General features: G+C 72.5%; 17 protein-coding genes. 7 read left to right on the top strand and 10 right to left on the bottom strand.

Features of this window, described 5'->3' with window-relative positions:
* Positions 1–16: 16 nt before the first annotated feature.
* Positions 17–850 carry a dimethylargininase gene (ddaH, locus tag ACIA47_RS10810; RefSeq protein WP_396707137.1) on the bottom strand — a complete coding sequence of 278 codons (834 nt, stop codon included), beginning with the start codon at positions 848–850 and terminating at the stop codon, positions 17–19.
* A gap of 59 nt (positions 851–909) precedes the next feature.
* On the opposite strand from ddaH, the gene ACIA47_RS10805 reads away from it, so the two are divergent.
* Entirely contained in the window at positions 910–1,365 is a 456-nt protein-coding gene (locus tag ACIA47_RS10805; RefSeq protein ID WP_203151143.1) for an Lrp/AsnC family transcriptional regulator, read from the top strand.
* Positions 1,366–1,483: 118 nt separating this feature from the next.
* On the opposite strand, the gene ACIA47_RS10800 is transcribed toward ACIA47_RS10805, so the two are convergent.
* From ACIA47_RS10800 to ACIA47_RS10790, 3 genes are all read right to left on the bottom strand, one after another.
* Positions 1,484–2,590, bottom strand: coding sequence for a T3SS (YopN, CesT) and YbjN peptide-binding chaperone 1 (locus ACIA47_RS10800; protein ID WP_396707135.1), 1,107 nt, complete (start codon positions 2,588–2,590; stop codon positions 1,484–1,486).
* 81 nt (positions 2,591–2,671) lie between these two features.
* Positions 2,672–2,938 carry a DUF6457 domain-containing protein gene (locus ACIA47_RS10795; protein WP_396707133.1) on the bottom strand — a complete coding sequence of 89 codons (267 nt, stop codon included), beginning with the start codon at positions 2,936–2,938 and terminating at the stop codon, positions 2,672–2,674.
* Positions 2,935–3,669 (bottom strand): NTP transferase domain-containing protein, encoded by a 735-nt coding sequence (locus ACIA47_RS10790; RefSeq protein ID WP_396707131.1) that lies wholly within the window; start codon positions 3,667–3,669, stop codon positions 2,935–2,937. The genes ACIA47_RS10795 and ACIA47_RS10790 overlap by 4 nt, the downstream gene beginning before the upstream one ends.
* 296 nt (positions 3,670–3,965) lie before the next feature.
* Between ACIA47_RS10790 and fdhD the strand changes: the two genes are divergently transcribed.
* Entirely contained in the window at positions 3,966–4,832 is an 867-nt protein-coding gene (gene fdhD, locus ACIA47_RS10785; RefSeq protein WP_396707129.1) for a formate dehydrogenase accessory sulfurtransferase FdhD, read from the top strand.
* 3 nt (positions 4,833–4,835) lie between these two features.
* Here fdhD and ACIA47_RS10780 read toward each other — a convergent pair whose 3' ends face one another.
* From ACIA47_RS10780 to ACIA47_RS10765, 4 genes are all read right to left on the bottom strand, one after another.
* A complete protein-coding gene (locus ACIA47_RS10780; protein WP_203126276.1) occupies positions 4,836–5,552 on the bottom strand; it encodes a GAP family protein in 717 nt (238 codons plus the stop codon).
* Between the two features lie 119 nt (positions 5,553–5,671).
* Positions 5,672–6,070 (bottom strand): hypothetical protein, encoded by a 399-nt coding sequence (locus ACIA47_RS10775; protein WP_396707127.1) that lies wholly within the window; start codon positions 6,068–6,070, stop codon positions 5,672–5,674.
* The gene (locus ACIA47_RS10770; protein WP_203126272.1) at positions 6,067–6,318 is read right to left on the bottom strand and encodes a hypothetical protein; all 252 of its coding nucleotides are present in this window, start codon (positions 6,316–6,318) and stop codon (positions 6,067–6,069) included. Before ACIA47_RS10770 ends, ACIA47_RS10775 begins: the two co-directional genes overlap by 4 nt.
* Before the next feature lie 57 nt (positions 6,319–6,375).
* Positions 6,376–7,419 (bottom strand): DUF4192 domain-containing protein, encoded by a 1,044-nt coding sequence (locus ACIA47_RS10765; RefSeq protein WP_396707125.1) that lies wholly within the window; start codon positions 7,417–7,419, stop codon positions 6,376–6,378.
* 173 nt (positions 7,420–7,592) lie between these two features.
* Between ACIA47_RS10765 and ACIA47_RS10760 the strand changes: the two genes are divergently transcribed.
* The 5 genes from ACIA47_RS10760 (at position 7,593) to ACIA47_RS10740 (ending at position 14,273) form a co-directional block, all read left to right on the top strand.
* The gene (locus tag ACIA47_RS10760) at positions 7,593–8,507 is read left to right on the top strand and encodes a fructosamine kinase family protein (RefSeq protein WP_396707123.1); all 915 of its coding nucleotides are present in this window, start codon (positions 7,593–7,595) and stop codon (positions 8,505–8,507) included.
* A complete protein-coding gene (gene moaA / locus ACIA47_RS10755; protein ID WP_396707121.1) occupies positions 8,504–9,517 on the top strand; it encodes a GTP 3',8-cyclase MoaA in 1,014 nt (337 codons plus the stop codon). The genes ACIA47_RS10760 and moaA overlap by 4 nt, the downstream gene beginning before the upstream one ends.
* 2 nt (positions 9,518–9,519) lie before the next feature.
* Entirely contained in the window at positions 9,520–9,774 is a 255-nt protein-coding gene (locus ACIA47_RS10750) for a MoaD/ThiS family protein (protein ID WP_396707119.1), read from the top strand.
* A 13-nt stretch (positions 9,775–9,787) separates the two neighbouring features.
* A complete protein-coding gene (locus ACIA47_RS10745; RefSeq protein ID WP_396707117.1) occupies positions 9,788–11,032 on the top strand; it encodes a metallophosphoesterase in 1,245 nt (414 codons plus the stop codon).
* A 61-nt stretch (positions 11,033–11,093) separates the two neighbouring features.
* On the top strand, positions 11,094–14,273 hold the full coding sequence (locus tag ACIA47_RS10740; RefSeq protein ID WP_396707115.1) for a UvrD-helicase domain-containing protein: 3,180 nt from the start codon (positions 11,094–11,096) through the stop codon (positions 14,271–14,273).
* Positions 14,274–14,435: 162 nt separating this feature from the next.
* Here ACIA47_RS10740 and ACIA47_RS10735 read toward each other — a convergent pair whose 3' ends face one another.
* Complete coding sequence (locus ACIA47_RS10735) at positions 14,436–15,089, bottom strand: prepilin peptidase (protein ID WP_396707113.1); 654 nt, start codon at positions 15,087–15,089, stop codon at positions 14,436–14,438.
* A 10-nt stretch (positions 15,090–15,099) separates the two neighbouring features.
* Positions 15,100–16,104 (bottom strand): EamA family transporter, encoded by a 1,005-nt coding sequence (locus ACIA47_RS10730; RefSeq protein ID WP_396707111.1) that lies wholly within the window; start codon positions 16,102–16,104, stop codon positions 15,100–15,102.
* Positions 16,105–16,353 lie beyond the last annotated feature (249 nt).

The following is a 16,353-nucleotide window of genomic DNA, read 5'->3' as shown; positions in this document are numbered from 1 at the left end:
CCGAGACGTTCGCGGGTCAGTGCCGCAGCTCGGCGATGCAGCACTTCACGCTGCCGCCACCCTTCTTCAGCTCGGCCAGCTCGATGGGGACCGGGCTGTATCCGGCCGCCTTGAGCTTGCCGACCAGGCGGGTGGCCTCGCTGTTGAGCACCACGTTCGCGCCGTCGCTGACCAGGTTGAGCCCGAAGGCCATCGCGTCCTCGTCGTCGGCGATCACCGCGTCCGGGAAGAGTTGGGTGAGCACCCGCTGACTGGCCGCCGAGAACGCGCCCGGAAAGTAGACGATGTTAGCGTCGTCGATGGCCGCGAGCGCCACGTCCAGGTGGTAGAAGCGGGGATCGATCAGGTGCAGCGACACCACCGGACGGCCCAGCGCCTCCTGCGCCTCCGCGTGCGCGGGGATCTCGGTACGGAAGCCGTGCCCGGCCAGGATGAGCCCGCCGTGCGCCTCCGGCACGTACGCGAAGTCGCCCTCACCCTCGTTGGTCTCGCTGGGTGCGATGAACCGCCAGCCCTGCGCCTCGTAGAAGGCATGGTGGGCGGCGGCCTCGGCGGCCCGCTGTTCGTGCTTGAACCGGGCGCCGTAGACGCTGCCGTCCACGACGAAGCCGCCGTTGGCGGCGTAGACCATGTCGGGCAGGCCCTGCTCGGGGGTGAGCAGGTGCACCTCGTGGCCGAGGCCGACAAGCGTCTCGCGCAGCCGGTCCCACTGCTTGACGGCCAGGTCCCGGTCGACCGGGGTGGTCACGTCCATCCACGGGTTGATCGCGTACTCGACCGCGAAGTACTCCGGCGAGCACATGAGATATGTCCGCTTTCGCGGGAAACGCTGCTGGTTCACGGTCACCAAGAGTAGGTAGCGTAGAACTTTGAAAACAGCCACAAGCGTTGCTTCCCAGAGGCGGAACGTTGCAGATAGACGCGGTAGACCAGCGGATCATTGCGTTACTCGTCGCGGACGCCCGTGCGTCCTACGCCGACATCGGTGCCCGGGTGTCACTCTCCGCCCCAGCGGTCAAGCGTCGCGTCGACCGGCTGCGCGCCACCGGCGTGATCAGGGGATTCACGGCCGTCGTTGATCCGGCCGCCGTCGGCTGGACCACGGAGGCCTTCGTCGAGTTGTTCTGCGCCGGCCGGACCACCCCGGCGCAGATCGGCGTCGCCGCCCGCCGACACCCCGAGGTGGTCGGCGCGTACACCGTCTCCGGGGAGGCGGACGCGCTCGTGCACCTGCGCGCCGCCGACATCGCCCACCTGGAGGCAGCACTGGAGCGACTGCGTGCCGAGTCCTTCGTGACCTCCACCCGCAGCACGATCGTGCTCTCCCGGCTGGTCGAATCGCCGGGCGTCGGCCCGTCCGCCTGACCGGTCCCCAGCTGAGACCCAGGCCGCTGCATCCGCCTCAGCTGGCAATCTTGGACAGTTTCCGTCAGCTCGGAACGGAAACTGTCCAAGATCTAGCCTGCCGGCTCCCTGCGTCGGTTCAGAGGTACATGCCGGTGCGGTGCTCCGACTCGTCGCGCCGGACCGGCTTGTCACCCTCACCGAAGAACCGCTTACCACCGAACTCGCCGTGCAGACGGTCGTCCAACTCGTCGGCGAGACCGGTCATCACCTGCACCGCCAGCATCAGATGGGTGGCCTGGAAGTTGCGGCCGAACACCGGGATGGACGCCCACACCGTGTCGTCCGCGCAGTAGAGGCGGCCGATCGGCATCCGGTTCGTCAGCTCCGAGAGCTTGACGTAGAGCCGCTCGGTCGGCTCCACCTCGGTGAGCACCGGGGAGAAGACGTCCACCAGGGGCGGGTTGTCCCGCACCCGCACGAAGACCATCGCCGAGCCGGCGCGGATGGTGATGTCGCCGTCCGAGTCGATCTGCAACCGGTCGGTGTCCGACTTCAACATCGTGGAGACCACGGTACGGACCCGGTCGGCCAGGTCGAGCACGTCATCCCGCTCGACCTGCGCGGCAGCCGCCTCGGCCAACGCCTCCTCCAGGTCCGCCTCGACATCGGCGTCCGGGCCGAACTCGCTGCGCGCGGTGCCCAGCGGGTCCACGGCCAGCGGTTCACCCTCGGCGTCGTGCACCAGATAGACGAGGAAGGCCGGGTGCGGGGCGCCGTACACGTCCCGCAGCGTGCGGGACAGCAACGTGGCGACCTGGGTCGACTCGGCCGTCGTGGCGTTCAACCCGAAGGAACCGCCGGAGCCGGCGACCACCCCGGGCGGAGACCAGCCGAGCGCGACCATGTCCGCCACCGCACCCCGGTCCAGTCGGTAGCCCGCCGGCAGCATGGCGTTACCGACCGCGCGGGCGGACAACACCCGGTCCGCGTCCACGTCGACGCTGATCGAGTAGACGGCGTCCCCGGTGCCGGAGGCGGTGGGGTCCAGGGTCACGTCGAGGTGCGCGCCGACGGGAAGTTCCCGCAGCCGTACGGCGAGTGCGCGAGCGAACTCCCGCCACGCCTCGGTCACCTTCGCCCGCAGGTCGGTGGTGCTGGGCTCGTCGAGCAGGATCGATTCCGCCGGCTCAGTCGAAGCACCGGGTAGCTCACCGTGCGGCGCCGAGGGGTGGTCAGCCGTCATGATCGCCTCCGTCCGTCACGATCACCCTACCCACGCCGCCCTTGGGCCGGATCAGCCCGGACCGGGATCGGACAGCGGCGGTCAGGGGGCCGTCGGGTCCGCGGGCTCGGCGTCCAACCCGACCGGCCAGGCTCCCGCCAGAGCACTGAGCCGCGCCGCGGCGTCCGCCGGCTCCGCGCCCCGGCCAACCGCCAACCCGAAGAGGTACGCGGTGACCGGTGCACCCGGACGCAGCACCTGGTGGGCGACGTCCCGGGCCAGATCCAGCACCGCCGGCACCGGCACCGCGGCCGGGTCCAGATCCAACTCGGCGCAGACCGCCGTGACCCAGTCGTCCATCACCGTCATCGCGCCCACTCCTCCGCCCGGCGTACGTCCTCGTCAGTGTCGCAGTCGAACCACGGCGGCGGGCCCTCGCCGGACCAGGCCACCTCCCGCACGACGAGACCCGCGAGCAGCGCCCGGACCGGCGCTCCGGACAGAGTGCCGCCCCGCTCGACGGTCAGCCGGGCCAACGCTGCCCGCAGCGCGGCGACCCGCCAGACGCCGCAGAGCGACTGCCGCCGCCCGTCCCCGTCCACGAAGCACACCCCGTCCGGTCCCCGCTCGCTGCCGCCGGAGCCGCTGCGGGCCGGCGGTGCCGGAGCGAGGCCGTCGCGGACCAGCGGCGCAGCGAGGCCGTCGCGGGTCGGCGGTGCCGGAGCAGAGCGGTCGCGAGCCGGTTCGGTGGGTGGGGGCTCCCGGTCGAGGTGGTTCAGCAGGTCACCGACCGCGGCCCGGGTGAGCAGCGGCAGGTCGGCGGCGAGCAGCGCGACCACTGTGGTGTCGGGAGGCAGCAGCGCCAGGCCGGCCGCCGCAGCGGCGACCGGGCCCCCGCCGGGCGGGTCCTCCCGGACGACCCGCACCCCCGCCGGCACGGCGTGGGTGGCACCGACCACCACCCGCGGCGTCGCGTCGGTGACGGCGGCCAGCACCCGGTCACGCATCGGCCGGCCACCGACCGGAAGCGCCGGCTTGTCGACCCCGCCCATCCGTCGGGCGGCCCCACCCGCGAGCACCACTGCGGCGTACGTCCCCACTCGGTCACGGTAGCCGGGACTGGTCCCACCCGGGTGTCACACGGCTGCGCGAACCCGGCACGGCGGACGAGCGCCATGATCGACTCGGATTTGCCGAAATCGCGGTGTCCCGGTGCCGGGAATACCCCGACTTCAAGGAACACGAGTGGATCACGTCCCGAGCGGCGCACCTCCCGGCGCGGACGTCACTCACGCGTCGGCACGCCGGGTCGGAGGGCGCCCGTCGGACGGCGCCGCCGGATGCCCGATGACCGGTGGTCGTGCGGGCGTGCCGGGGCGGGGTGGAGGATGGCGGGATGGGACGGGCAACTGATCGACGGGGCGTACTCCGGATCGACCTGGACGCGGCGACCGCCGGGCGCGGGTCGGTCCGCCGACCGGACACCCTCGCCGTGGAGGAGCCGCTGGAGATCCGGGTCGGCGCGGCCGGCCCCGGCCGACGCCGGCCACTCGCCGTCACCATGCGCACCCCCGGCGACGACCTGGACCTGGCCATCGGGTTCCTGCTGACCGAAGGGCTGATCAGGTCGACCGACGACGTGCTGACCGCGCAGCTCTGCGCCGGCGCGGAGACGCCGAACACGTACAACGTGGTGGACATGGTGCTCGCTCCCGGCGTACCGGAACCGACCACCGACCCGTCCCGGAACTTCTACACGACCAGCTCCTGCGGGGTCTGCGGCAAAGCCAGCATCGACGCGGTACGCACCCGGTCGCTCTTCCCGGTCGCGGCGGACCCGCTCAGCGTGCCGGCCACGTTGCTCGCCGAGCTTCCCGACCGGTTGCGCGCCGCCCAGCGCGGCTTCGACCGGACCGGCGGGCTGCACGCGGCGGGGCTGTTCACCGCCGACGGTGAGCTGGTGGTGCTCCGGGAGGACGTGGGCCGGCACAACGCCGTGGACAAGGTGATCGGCTGGGCCGTGCGGGAACGTCGGCTGCCGCTCGCCGGGCACCTGTTGCTGGTCTCGGGACGGGCCAGCTTCGAGCTGACCCAGAAGGCGTGGATGGCCGGGTTGCCGCTGCTGGCCGCGGTGTCCGCCCCGAGCACCCTCGCCGCCGAACTGGCCGACGAGGCGGGGATGACACTTGTCGGCTTCCTGCGCGGGCGGACCATGAACGTCTACACCGGGCCGCACCGGATCACGGTGGAGCAGCCAGCCTGACGCTCAGCGACCGATCCGGTCGATCAGGTCGAACAGAGACAGCCGCGCGGCGGCGTCGCGGGCGATCAGAAAACCGGCGATGCCGAGGATCCAGCCCAACGCGCTGCCCGCCTTCGTGACGATCCAGGTGTTCAGACGGGCCAGCACCGGCTCGACCAGTCGCGGGCGGGCCACCCTGGCACCCAGCAACAGCACCGCCGGCAGCACCATGACCAGGCAGTACCCGGTGAGCAGCCCCACCACGCTCGCCGCCCCCACCCCCGAGGTGGCCAACAGACCGACCGCACCAAGGTACGGAAGCATGGTCGCCACCTCGGCAAGCGCCGCGAGCAGCGCGAGCCCGACCAACCAGCGGGCCGAGGAATCTCCGGCGGTGGCCCGGTCCCGCCAGCGCAACACACCACCGGTACGGGGACGCCGCTTGCCGTCGTAGCGGAAGCTGAGCGCCAGCATTCCCACGCCGAGGACGAGTTGTGCCCAGAGGACGCCCCGGTTGTCCAGAGCGCCGCCCAGCGCGTCGCCCAGCCTGCTGCCTCCCCAGACCAGTAGCAGCCCCACCGCGAGGTAGAACAGCGCGATGGTGGCGAGGTAGCCCAGGATCCGCCGGACGTTGACCGGCCCGGGGGCGAGCAGCAACCAGACCGGGATGAAGAGGGTGCCGATGCTGGTGCTGTCGATCAACGCCAGCCCGGCCAGCGACAGCAGCAACTCGGGGGTCATGTCGTACCAACGCGGAGAACGGCCACGAGATCATTCTCCGGCGGCGGTGACCCGTCCGCGTCGGCCGTGGACAGGAGCAACGCGTACATCCTTCGACGGAGGCGTCGCCGGAGGACCCGTCACGCCAGGTCGAGAATGCTCCAGTTGGTGGGGAGCACCTTCGCCGCCACCTTGGGTTGCACTGTCGCGTAGTGCGCCTCGTGGGTGAGTGCCGCACGGGCGGCCTGGCCGAACGAGATGTCTCCGGCCGCGGCGCGGGCCAGCTTGCCGGTGTCGCGCACGTCCTCGGCGTCGAGCGGCAGCAGTCGGATCATCGGGGCTGTCGTCATCAGGGCCAGTAGCGCGGTGCCCACCTCGTCGCCCGCGCCCGCGATGGCGACCGCCAGACAGGTCGCAGGGACGGCAATCTGCCGGCCCTCGTCGGCGACCTCCAGCATCAACTCCCCCACCGAGACGTTGCCCTCGATGTAGGCCGTCAACGCCGACGCGTCGAACACGACAGCGATCTGCTCGCTCATCCGGCGCCTCCCAACATCCGGCGCCCCTCGGCCAGAGCGTCCGCCGGAATGGGCGTCGCCAGCCGCTCCCGCCACCGCGCCCTGCCCGCCTCGGTCACCTCGATGCCGGCCCGCCGCAGCACCTCGTCGAGGTGCGTGCCGTCCATCTGGGCCCGCACCGCCGCGGTGATGGCGGCCGAGACGTTGGGCTGCTGGTCGAGCCACTCCGCGACGTCGTCGGGGAGGCTCACGGAGCGCTTCACTGTCATGTCCTCCAGCGTATCAATTCCGGTAGCACCAACGGTATTACCGCGCGGCGGGGCCGATCAGCGGCGGCCACGTCGGCTGCGCTTGCGCGGACGGATGACCCCTGGCATCCCCACCGACGGCCAGCCGTCCAGCTCGGCCGGGGGCACGCCCCGTCGGAGCAGGTCGTCCAGGAGCAGGGCGAGCGAGTAGTCGGGGTGCAGGCTCAGCGTGCGTTCGAGCGCGACCGCCGCCAACGCACCCTGCCCGGCGCGCCAGGCGGCGAACGCCAGCAGCGCACCCGGCGCGGCGGCCACCTCCGGCTCCGCGCGGCGCAGCACGTCGGTCCAGAGGGCGATGTCCCGGTCCCGGCCGTCGGTGCGTTCCCACGCGTGATCGCGGACCGGCAGGTGGGTCATCAGCAGGCTCAACCAGGCCACCTCGTCGTCGTCGAGCCGCTCACCACGCCGCTGCCGGCGCTGGGCCTCGCGGACCGCCGCCACCCCGGCGGCGCGCAGCGCCCGCGCCCCGAGCAGATCGCTCGCGGGTGCCTGCTCGACCAGCTCGGCCAGTCTCAGCTCGGCGCGGGCGGTGGCCGCGCGGGCCGCCTCCCGGGCCGGGCCGTCCACCGGTGCCACCTGCGCCACCAGGGCGGCCCGGTCGGGGAGTGCGACCTGACCGGCGAAGACCGCCGAAGCGGTCAGCCGGTTGACGGTCGGGTCGTAGCGGCGACCCTCGGGCGGGCAGCAGTCGGGCTCGGTGCAGAGATAGGACCACCAGCGGCCGTCGGTCACCCGCAGCGCGTCCAGCACGTGCAGGCCGATGTCGTTCAGCGCGTCGCGCACCGCGTCCACGGCCGGGGTGACCCGCTCCGGTTGCCCGTAACCCACCACGGTGGCGGCCTCCGCGCCCTGCCGGCGGATCACACCGGCCAGGTGCCCGGCCAATCCGCCCAGCTCAGTCGGGTCGGGCAGGTCCGCGCGGGCGGCGAAGACGATCTGTCGACCGACCAGCGCCACGGCGACCACGCTGTCGGTGGGATGAAAGCCGAGCAGGTACGGCACAGCGGCGATCAGGTCGGCGGGTGAGCGGACGGCGAGCTGAGGGCGTTCGGTCGAGGTCATGTCGGAAGCCTGCGGCGGGCGTACCGGGCCCTGCCACCCCTGTGGACGACACACGGCTTATCCACAGTCACTGAACGTGTTTTCCCTGCTCACGCCACACCTACGAGTGCGGAAAGAGCGCCGATGTCGTCGGGCGACACCTGGCTGTCGTAAGGAGCGGTTACCGTGCGCTGATGGACCTGGCGTACCTGCGCGCGCATCCGGCACACCTCCCGACCTTCCGGACCCATCAGCGGCTCCGGGAGACGCCGGTCGCCGGCGGAAACATCTGCGCAGCCGCCCGGCTCACCCTCGACGACGGCCACTCCGTCTTCGCCAAATCCTGGCCCGAAGGCGCCGACCGGCCGGCGCCGGAGGGCTTCTTCGCCGCCGAGGCCGCCGGCCTGCGCTGGCTGCGGGAGGCGGGCGCGGTCGGCGTACCCGAGGTGATCGTGGTGTTGCCGGAGCTGCTGGCGCTCGACTGGGTGGAGCCCGGCGAACCGACGCCGGAGGCCGCGGAGCGCTTCGGCCGGGAGTTGGCCGGGCTGCACCGGGCGGGCGCGACCGCCTTCGGTGCCACCTGGCCCGGGTTCATCGGCTCGCTCCCACAGGACAACACCCCCACCGGCGGGCGCTGGTCGACCTGGTTCGTCGAGCGGCGCCTCGCCCCCTACCTGCGACGCTCGGTCGACGGTGGCGCGCTGACCAGCGCCGATGCCGCTCTGGTCGAGCAGGTGATCGGTCGCCTCGACGGGCTCGGCGGCGACGAGCCGCCCGCGCGCATCCACGGCGACCTGTGGCCGGGCAACGTGCTGTGGGGGGCCGACGACCGGGCCTGGCTCGTCGACCCGGCAGCGCACGGTGGGCACCGGGAAACGGATCTCGCCCAGCTCGCCCTCTTCGGCGGCATCCCCCACCTGGATCGGGTGCTGGCCGCCTACCAGGAGAGTTGGCCACTACCGGACGGCTGGCGTGACCGGGTGCCCCTGCATCAGCTGCATCTGCTGCTCGTGCACACCGCACTCTTCGGCGTCAGCTTCCGAGATGTGGTCGTCCAGACCGCCCGTGGCGTCCTGAGCCGGGCCGAGCGCGCTACGGTCGACAGGTGAGCGTCGCCCCGGGGACCGACGGCGTCCTCGTCGACCGGTACGGCCGTGTCGCCCGGGACCTGCGCGTGTCCCTCACCGACAAGTGCAACCTGCGCTGCACCTACTGCATGCCGGCGGAAGGTCTGCCCTGGCTGGCCGGCCCGGAGCTGCTGTCCGACGAGGAGATCGTCCGACTGGTCCGGGTGGCTGTCGAGCTGCTCGGCGTGACCGAGGTGCGGTTCACCGGCGGTGAACCGCTGATCCGACCCGGGCTGGTCGACATCGTGACGGCGGTCGCCGCCCTCGAACCCCGCCCCCGGGTCTCGCTGACCACCAACGGCATCGGCCTGGACCGACTGGCCCCGGCATTGCGAGCGGCCGGCCTGGACCGGGTGAACGTCTCACTGGACACCCTGGATCCGGACCGGTTCACCAAGCTCACCCGCCGCCCCCGCCTCGACGCGGTGCTGGCCGGGCTCGCCGGGGCGGCGGCCGCCGGGCTAAGCCCCGTGAAGATCAATTCAGTGTTGATGCGTGGTGTCAACGAGGACGAGGCGCCAGCGCTGCTCCGCTTCGCGCTCGATCACGACTACCAGCTGCGGATCATCGAGCAGATGCCGTTGGACGCCCAGCACGGTTGGGCCCGCGACACCATGGTCACCGCCGAGGAGATCCTGACGTCGCTGCGTACCGTCTTCGATCTGAGCCCCGACCCGGCCGAGCGCGGCGCGGCACCGGCGGAGACCTGGCTGGTCGACGGAGGCCCCGCCCGGGTCGGTGTGATCGCCAGCGTCACCCGCCCCTTCTGCGGGGACTGCGACCGCACCCGACTGACCGCCGACGGCCAGGTCCGCGCCTGCCTCTTCGCCACCGAGGAGTCGGATCTGCGCGCCGCGCTGCGCACCGGCGTGGACGACGACGAGTTGGCCCGGCGCTGGCGTACCGCGATGTGGGGCAAGCGCGCCGGGCACGGCATCGACGACCCCAGCTTCCTCCAGCCGACCCGCCCGATGTCCGCGATCGGAGGCTGAGCGTGGAGGGGCCACCGCTGACCATCCGCTACTTCGCCGGCGCCCGCGCCGCCGCCGGCCGCGCCGAGGAGCCCATCCCCGCCGGAGGGTCACTCGACGACGTCACGGCCGAGCTGACCCAGCGCCACGGAGACCGGCTCGCCGGGGTGCTGCGGGTGGCGAGTTTCCTCGTGAACGGCGTCACCTGTCATGATCGTCAGGCACCCCTACCGGCCGGGGCCACGATCGATGTCCTGCCCCCGTTCGCGGGCGGCTGAGGGAGGCGCACACATGATGGCGGTTCTGGGGTTCGTGGCTGTCCTGGCGCTGGTCACCGGTCTCATCCACCTCTACCTGTGGAAGCGACTCGTTCGGGACACCACCACGCCGGGCCGCTGGCGACGGATCGGCGGGATCGCCGCCCTGGTGCTGGCCCTGCTCGTGCCGGTCACCCTCGCCGGGACGCAGGCCGGGCTCTACTGGCTCGCCTGGCCGGGCTACCTGTGGCTCGCTCTGATGTTCTACCTGCTGGTCGTACTGGTCGTGCTGGAAGTCCCGATGCTGGTCGTCCGGCTGGTGCTGCGTCGCCGGGTGGTTGCCGCGGAGCCCACCGCCGCCGCGCCCGAGCCGGTGCTGGTGGGTGCCGCTGGGCCGACCGAGCCACCGGCAGCCGGCGCCGTAGCGGCACCGGACCACGACCCGTCCCGTCGGTTGCTGCTGGCCCGTGGGGCGGCCATCTTCGCCGGTCTCACCGCCACCGGCGTCACCGGGTACGGCATCCGCACGGCGCTCGGCCCGCCGCATCTCGACCGGGTGCGGATCCCGCTGGCCAAACTCCCCCGCAGCATGGACGGTCTGCGCATCGCCACCGTCTCCGACATCCACCTCGGCCCGCTGCGCGGCCGGGCGCACACCGAGCGGATCGTCGCCGCGATCAACCGCCTCGACGCGGACATCGTCGCGGTCGTCGGTGACCTGGTCGACGGGTCCGTGGCCGAGCTCGGCTCGGCCGCCGCGCCGCTGCGCGACCTGCGCTCCCGCTACGGCAGTTTCTTCGTCACCGGCAACCACGAGTACTACTCCGGCGTGGAGGAGTGGGTCCAGGAGGTCGACCGGCTCGGTCTGCGGGTGCTGCAGAACCGGCGGCAGGAGATCCAGGCCCGGGGCGGTGTGCTCGACCTGGCTGGCGTGAACGACCTCACCGGGGCGGGCACCGGCCTCGCCGCCGGGCCGGACTTCGCCGCCGCCCTCGGTGACCGCGACCCGAGCCGACCCGTGGTCCTGCTCGCGCACCAGCCGCTGGCTGCCAAGGAGGCGGCCCGGTACGGCGTCGACCTGCAACTGTCCGGGCACACCCACGGCGGGCAGATGGTGCCGTTCAACCTGGCCGTCGGGCTGGAGCAGCCGGTGGTCAGCGGGCTCGGCGAGGTCGACGGCACCAAGGTCTACGTGACCAACGGCGCCGGTTTCTGGGGGCCGCCGGTCCGGGTCGGCGCGGAGCCGCAGATCAGTCTGGTCGAGCTGCGCTCGGCATAGCGGAGGTCACGTCCGCGCGTGGCGGCGGGTGGCCGGCGCGGCGGGCGTGACAGGATGCGGCGTGCCCCCGTTCAGCGCCGTACCCCCCGGTGGCCTACCGCCATTCGTCGCGGACCTGCACATCCACTCGAAGTACTCGCGCGCGTGCAGCCGTGACCTCACCCTGCCGAACCTCGCGTGGTGGGCCCGACGTAAGGGCATCGGCCTGCTCGGCACCGGCGACTTCACCCACCCCGCCTGGTACGACCACCTGCGGGAGACGCTGCGCCCGGCCGAACCGGGGCTCTACCGGCTCGACCCGGAGGCGGAACGGGACGTCGCCCGTCGGCTGCCACCCCGGCTCGCACAGACCGCGGAGGCGGACCCGGTCCGTTTCATGCTGAGCGTGGAGATCTCCACCATCTACAAGCGGGATGACCGGACCCGCAAGGTGCACCACCTGATCTACCTGCCGGATCTGGACGCGGTGGCCCGGTTCAACACCGCGCTCGGCCGGATCGGCAACCTCGGCTCCGACGGCCGGCCGATCCTCGGACTGGACTCCCGCGACCTGCTGGAGATCACCCTGGAGGCCAGCCCGGACGGCTACCTGGTGCCCGCGCACATCTGGACTCCCTGGTTCTCCGCGCTGGGCTCGAAGTCCGGCTTCGACGCGATCGCGGACTGCTACGCGGACCTGGCCGAGCACATCTTCGCCGTGGAGACGGGTCTCTCCTCCGACCCCGCGATGAACTGGCGGGTCGGCAGCCTGGACGGCTACCAGCTGGTGTCCAACTCGGACGCGCACTCGCCGCCGGCGCTCGGTCGGGAGGCGACAGTGCTAACCGCCGAACGGGACTACTTCGCCGTTCGGGAGGCGCTGCGTACCGGTGACGGCCTGGCCGGGACGATCGAGTTCTTCCCGGAGGAGGGCAAGTACCACGCGGACGGGCACCGGCTGTGTGGGATCAACTGGTCTCCGGAGCGCACCCGTGCGGCCGACGGGCGCTGCCCCGAGTGCGGCAAACCCCTCACCGTGGGCGTCCTCAGCCGGATCGAGGAGTTGGCGGACCGCCCGGACGGGCACCGGCCCGCGCACGCCCGGGACGTCAACCATCTGGTGCCACTGGCCGAGATCCTCGGCGAGATCAACAAGGTGGGTGCCCGGTCGAAGAAGGTCGAGGGACGGCTCAACGAGCTGCTGGCCACGCTCGGCCCCGAGCTGGAGATCCTGACCACGACGCCGCTGACCGAGATCGAGCAGGCCGGTGGTGAGCTGCTCGCGGAGGGCATCGGGCGGCTGCGGCGCGGAGACGTCCGCCGGGTGCCCGGTTACGACGGCGAGTACGGCGTGATCACGCTCTTCGACCCGGCCGAGTTGGGCGCGCAGGAGACGCTGTTCGACGTACCGGTGCCGGCCCAGCGACGACCCGCGGAGTCGGCTCCCCGGGTAGCGGCCAAGCGCCCGGCGGCGGCGAAGGCGGAGCCGAAGCGGAAGCCGGTCCCGGCGCCCGCGCCGCCGATCGCGTCGCCGCCGTCTCCGCACGAGCCGTTCGAGCCGATGCTCTCCGGCATGGAGGAGGTCGGCACCGGCCTGCTGGACCGACTGGACGCCATGCAGCGGGTGGCCGCCTCCGCGCCCGGCGGCCCGCTGCTCATCGTGGCCGGTCCGGGCACCGGCAAGACCAGGACGCTCACCCACCGGATCGCGTACCTCTGCGCGGAGCTGAACGTCTTCCCCGAGCACTGCCTCGCGATCACGTTCACCCGCCGGGCCGCCGAGGAGCTGCGGCACCGCCTCGACGGCCTGCTCGGCCCGGTCGCCGAGGACGTCACAGTGGGTACGTTCCACGCGTTGGGGTTGACCATCCTGCGGGAGAACGCCGACGCGGCGGGTCTCCCGGCCGACTTCCGGATCGCCGACGACGCCGAGCGGGCGGCAGCACGCACCGAGGCCGGCGACGACAGCGCCGCGTACGTGTCGCTGCTGCGCAAGCAGGACCTGGTCGACCTGGACGAACTGGTGACCCTGCCGGTGGAACTGCTGCGGACCGACCGGAGGTTGGTGGAACGGTACCGGGACCGCTGGCGTTGGATCTTCGTCGACGAGTACCAGGACGTCAACGAGGTGCAGTACGAGCTGCTGCGGCTGCTCAGCCCCGCGGACGGCAACCTCTGCGCGATCGGCGACCCGGACCAGGCCATCTACTCGTTCCGGGGCGCCGACGTCGGCTACTTCCTGCGCTTCTCCGAGGACTTCACCGACGCCCGACTGGTCCGGCTCAACCGCAACTACCGTTCGTCGGCCCCGATCCTGGCCGCCGCCGTGCAGGCCATCGCGCCGTCCTCGCTGGTCCGGGGCCGGCGACTGGACCCGGCCCGGCTCGACCCGGAGGCTCCGCTGGTCGGGCGCTACCCGGCGGCGTCGGTGGCCGAGGAGGCCGACTTCGTGGTGCGTACCGTCGACGATCTGGTCGGCGGGTTGTCGCACCGTTCGCTGGACTCGGGCCGCATCGACGGCCGGTCCACCTCGCTGTCGTTCTCCGACATCGCCGTGCTGTACCGCACCGACGCGCAGGCCGCCCCGATCGTGGACGCCCTGACCCGGGCGAACATCCCCGTGCAGAAGCGTTCCCACGACCGGCTGCGGGATCGGCCCGGGGTGGCCGCCATCGCCCGCGAACTACGGCACGCCGACGGTCTGGCCGGTTCACTGGCCGCCCGGGTGCGGCTGGCCGGTCAGGTGGTCGCCGAGCGGTTCGCCGTACCCACCCTGGATGGCGCCGGCAGCACGGTCCGTCCCGAGGACGTCCGCTCGGCCGTGGACCTGCTGACCCCGCTGGCCCGACGCTGCGGTGACGACCTGGAGGCCTTCCTGTCGCAGTTGGCCACCGGCGCGGAGGTGGACGCGCTCGACCCGCGCGCCGAGGCGGTCACGCTGCTCACCCTGCACGCCGCCAAGGGTTTGGAGTTCCCGGTGGTCTTCCTGGTCGGTGTCGAGGACGGGCTGTTGCCGTTGCGCTGGCCGGGCTCGACGCCCGACGAGGACGCCGTCGCCGAGGAGCGCAGGCTCTTCTTCGTCGGCCTGACCCGGGCCCAGGACCGGCTGTACGTCAGTCACGCCGCCCGCCGCACCCGGCACGGCACCGAGCGCGACTGCGCACCTTCACCGTTCCTCGGCACCATCGACCCCGGCCTCTTCGAACGCTTCGGCGAAGCCGAACCCCGCCGCCCCAAGGACCGCCAACTCCGCCTGATCTAACCCCGGCCCCCCACACCCCACACCCCACACCCCACACCCCACACCCCGTCGATCTTGCACTTTCGGTCGTCGTTGTGCGTGGGATGCACCTTATGCCGGCGCAGAAAGTGCAAGATCGACGAAGCTGGGGACGGGTGAGGGTGAGGGGCGGGGCGGGGGCGGTCAGTTGAGGAGGGAGGCGAGCCAGGCGCCCACCAGCAGGGCCGGGCCGAGCGGCAGCAGGGTGTTCCGGTGCACCTTTCGGGCGGCGAGCAGGCCGAGCACCAGACCGCCGTGCAGCACGTGCGGCAGGAGCAGCCCGGCCAGCAGGGCGTCCCACCCCAACCAGCCGAGCGGCAGGCCGAGGACGGCGGCGAGTTTCACGTCCCCGAAACCCAGCCGTGAGCCGGGCAGCAGGGCCAGCATCACGTGCGCCGCGACCGCGACCGCCGCACCTCCCAGCGCGCCGAGCAACCGGTCGGGAGTGCCGGACAGCAGCGCCGCGGTGGTCAGCCCTCCGAGGGCCAGCAACCCGGCGACGAGCACCAACGGGTCGGGCAGCCGCAGGCAGGCCAGGTCGACCCGCGCCAGCACCAGACCGACCGCCGCGACCGCGAGGAAGACCGGCAGCGCCGGGTCGTCACCCACGGAGACGGCAAGGCCGACAAAGACGCTGGCCGCCACCATCGGGTCGACCCAGGGCCGTCGGATCGGCTGCGACCCTGGAAACGCCCATGGCCGGACGTCCGCCGTGGCGAAGCGCCGCGACACCAGGGGTACGACGAGGCCGACCAGCGCGCCGAGCAGCGCGATCGGCACCAGCGCGGCGGCCGACATGGGTCGGACGTTACTGGCGGTCGCGCTCCGGCGTGTCCCCCGATCGTGATCCCGTGCCCGCCTGACGCGACCGTTCGGTGGTCACCACCAGGGCGACCCCGGCGACGATGACAGCACCGCCGAGCAGCACCTGCGAAGTGATCGGCTCGGCCACCAGCAGCGCGCCGAGCGCCACCGCGACCGCCGGGTTCACGTACGCGTACGTCGACACCAGCGAGATCGGCGCGTTGTGCAGCAGCCAGACGTACGCGGTGAAGGCCACCAGCGAGCCGGCCACCATGAGGTAGCCCAGCGCCAACCAGGACCGGGCGCTCACCGCCGCCGGGTGGAAGTCGGCCAGTTCGCCCCGACCGGCGGCGAGGGCCACCAGCATCAGCGCGCCGGCCAGCATCTCGTACACAGTGGCCACGAACGGGTCGGCGGGCATCCGGATCCGTCCGGACAGGAACGACCCGACCGACCAGGAGGTGGCCGCCGCCACCACTGTCAATGCCCCGAGCAGCGGCACCGCGGCCGAACTACCTCCCGGCAGCACCAGCAGGATGAGCCCGACGAAGCCCACTGTGACCCCGGCGAACGTCCAGATCGGCGGCCGGTCCCCAGTGGCCGAGCGCAACAGCACCACCAGCAGCGGCACCGTGGCCACCAGCAGCGCGGCGATCCCGGACGGCACCGCCACTCCCGGCGGCCCCGATTCGGCGAGCACCACCAGGCCGTTGCCAGCGGTGAGCAGGAGCACCCCGACCAACGCGGCCGAGCCGAGTTGCCGTCGGTCCACCCGCAGCGCGCCGGGGCCTCGACGCAGTCGCAGCACCACCGCCAGGACCAGGCCGGCCACGGCGAACCGGAGGGCGGCCGACAGCAGCGGAGGCATCGTCTCCACGGTGATCCGGATGGCCAGGTAGGTCGACCCCCAGAGTACGTAGACCACGATCAACGCGGTCCAGATCAGGGTCGGCGTGCTGCTGGCACGACGGGCGGCGAGGGCCGTGGTGCTCGGTGGAGGTGAGCTCATCAGTGGACCACGCTACGGTGGCCCCGGAGCCCGCGTCGCGCTTTGGTGGCCGGCCTCTCACCACTCGTGCAGGAGGGCGGCATGACGAACTACGGACAACCGGGGAGCGGCCACCCAGGGCCGTGGCGTGGGCAAAGACCCGACGAGACGCCCGGGCGACCGGCGCAGCAGCCCTACCCGCCCGCGTCGGAGCCCTACCCGCCGGCGGTCCCGTCGTACCCGCCCGCACCGCAGGGACGACCCGGCCCG

The organism is Micromonospora sp. NPDC051227 (assembly GCF_044455385.1).
Classification (GTDB): domain Bacteria; phylum Actinomycetota; class Actinomycetes; order Mycobacteriales; family Micromonosporaceae; genus Micromonospora.
This window is presented reverse-complemented; position numbering and strand designations above follow the sequence as displayed.

Bases quoted from the DNA above. Each gene is read 5' to 3' on its own strand.
- ACIA47_RS10800 (WP_396707135.1), bottom strand. From the start codon at position 2,590: ATGACGGCTGACCACCCCTCGGCGCCGCACGGTGAGCTACCCGGTGCT.
- ACIA47_RS10795 (WP_396707133.1), bottom strand. From the start codon at position 2,938: ATGACGGTGATGGACGACTGGGTCACGGCGGTCTGCGCCGAGTTGGAT.
- fdhD (WP_396707129.1), top strand. From the start codon at position 3,966: ATGGGACGGGCAACTGATCGACGGGGCGTACTCCGGATCGACCTGGAC.
- ACIA47_RS10780 (WP_203126276.1), bottom strand. From the start codon at position 5,552: ATGACCCCCGAGTTGCTGCTGTCGCTGGCCGGGCTGGCGTTGATCGAC.
- ACIA47_RS10775 (WP_396707127.1), bottom strand. From the start codon at position 6,070: ATGAGCGAGCAGATCGCTGTCGTGTTCGACGCGTCGGCGTTGACGGCC.
- ACIA47_RS10770 (WP_203126272.1), bottom strand. From the start codon at position 6,318: ATGACAGTGAAGCGCTCCGTGAGCCTCCCCGACGACGTCGCGGAGTGG.
- ACIA47_RS10765 (WP_396707125.1), bottom strand. From the start codon at position 7,419: ATGACCTCGACCGAACGCCCTCAGCTCGCCGTCCGCTCACCCGCCGAC.
- ACIA47_RS10760 (WP_396707123.1), top strand. From the start codon at position 7,593: ATGGACCTGGCGTACCTGCGCGCGCATCCGGCACACCTCCCGACCTTC.
- ACIA47_RS10745 (WP_396707117.1), top strand. From the start codon at position 9,788: ATGATGGCGGTTCTGGGGTTCGTGGCTGTCCTGGCGCTGGTCACCGGT.
- ACIA47_RS10735 (WP_396707113.1), bottom strand. From the start codon at position 15,089: ATGTCGGCCGCCGCGCTGGTGCCGATCGCGCTGCTCGGCGCGCTGGTC.
- ACIA47_RS10730 (WP_396707111.1), bottom strand. From the start codon at position 16,104: ATGAGCTCACCTCCACCGAGCACCACGGCCCTCGCCGCCCGTCGTGCC.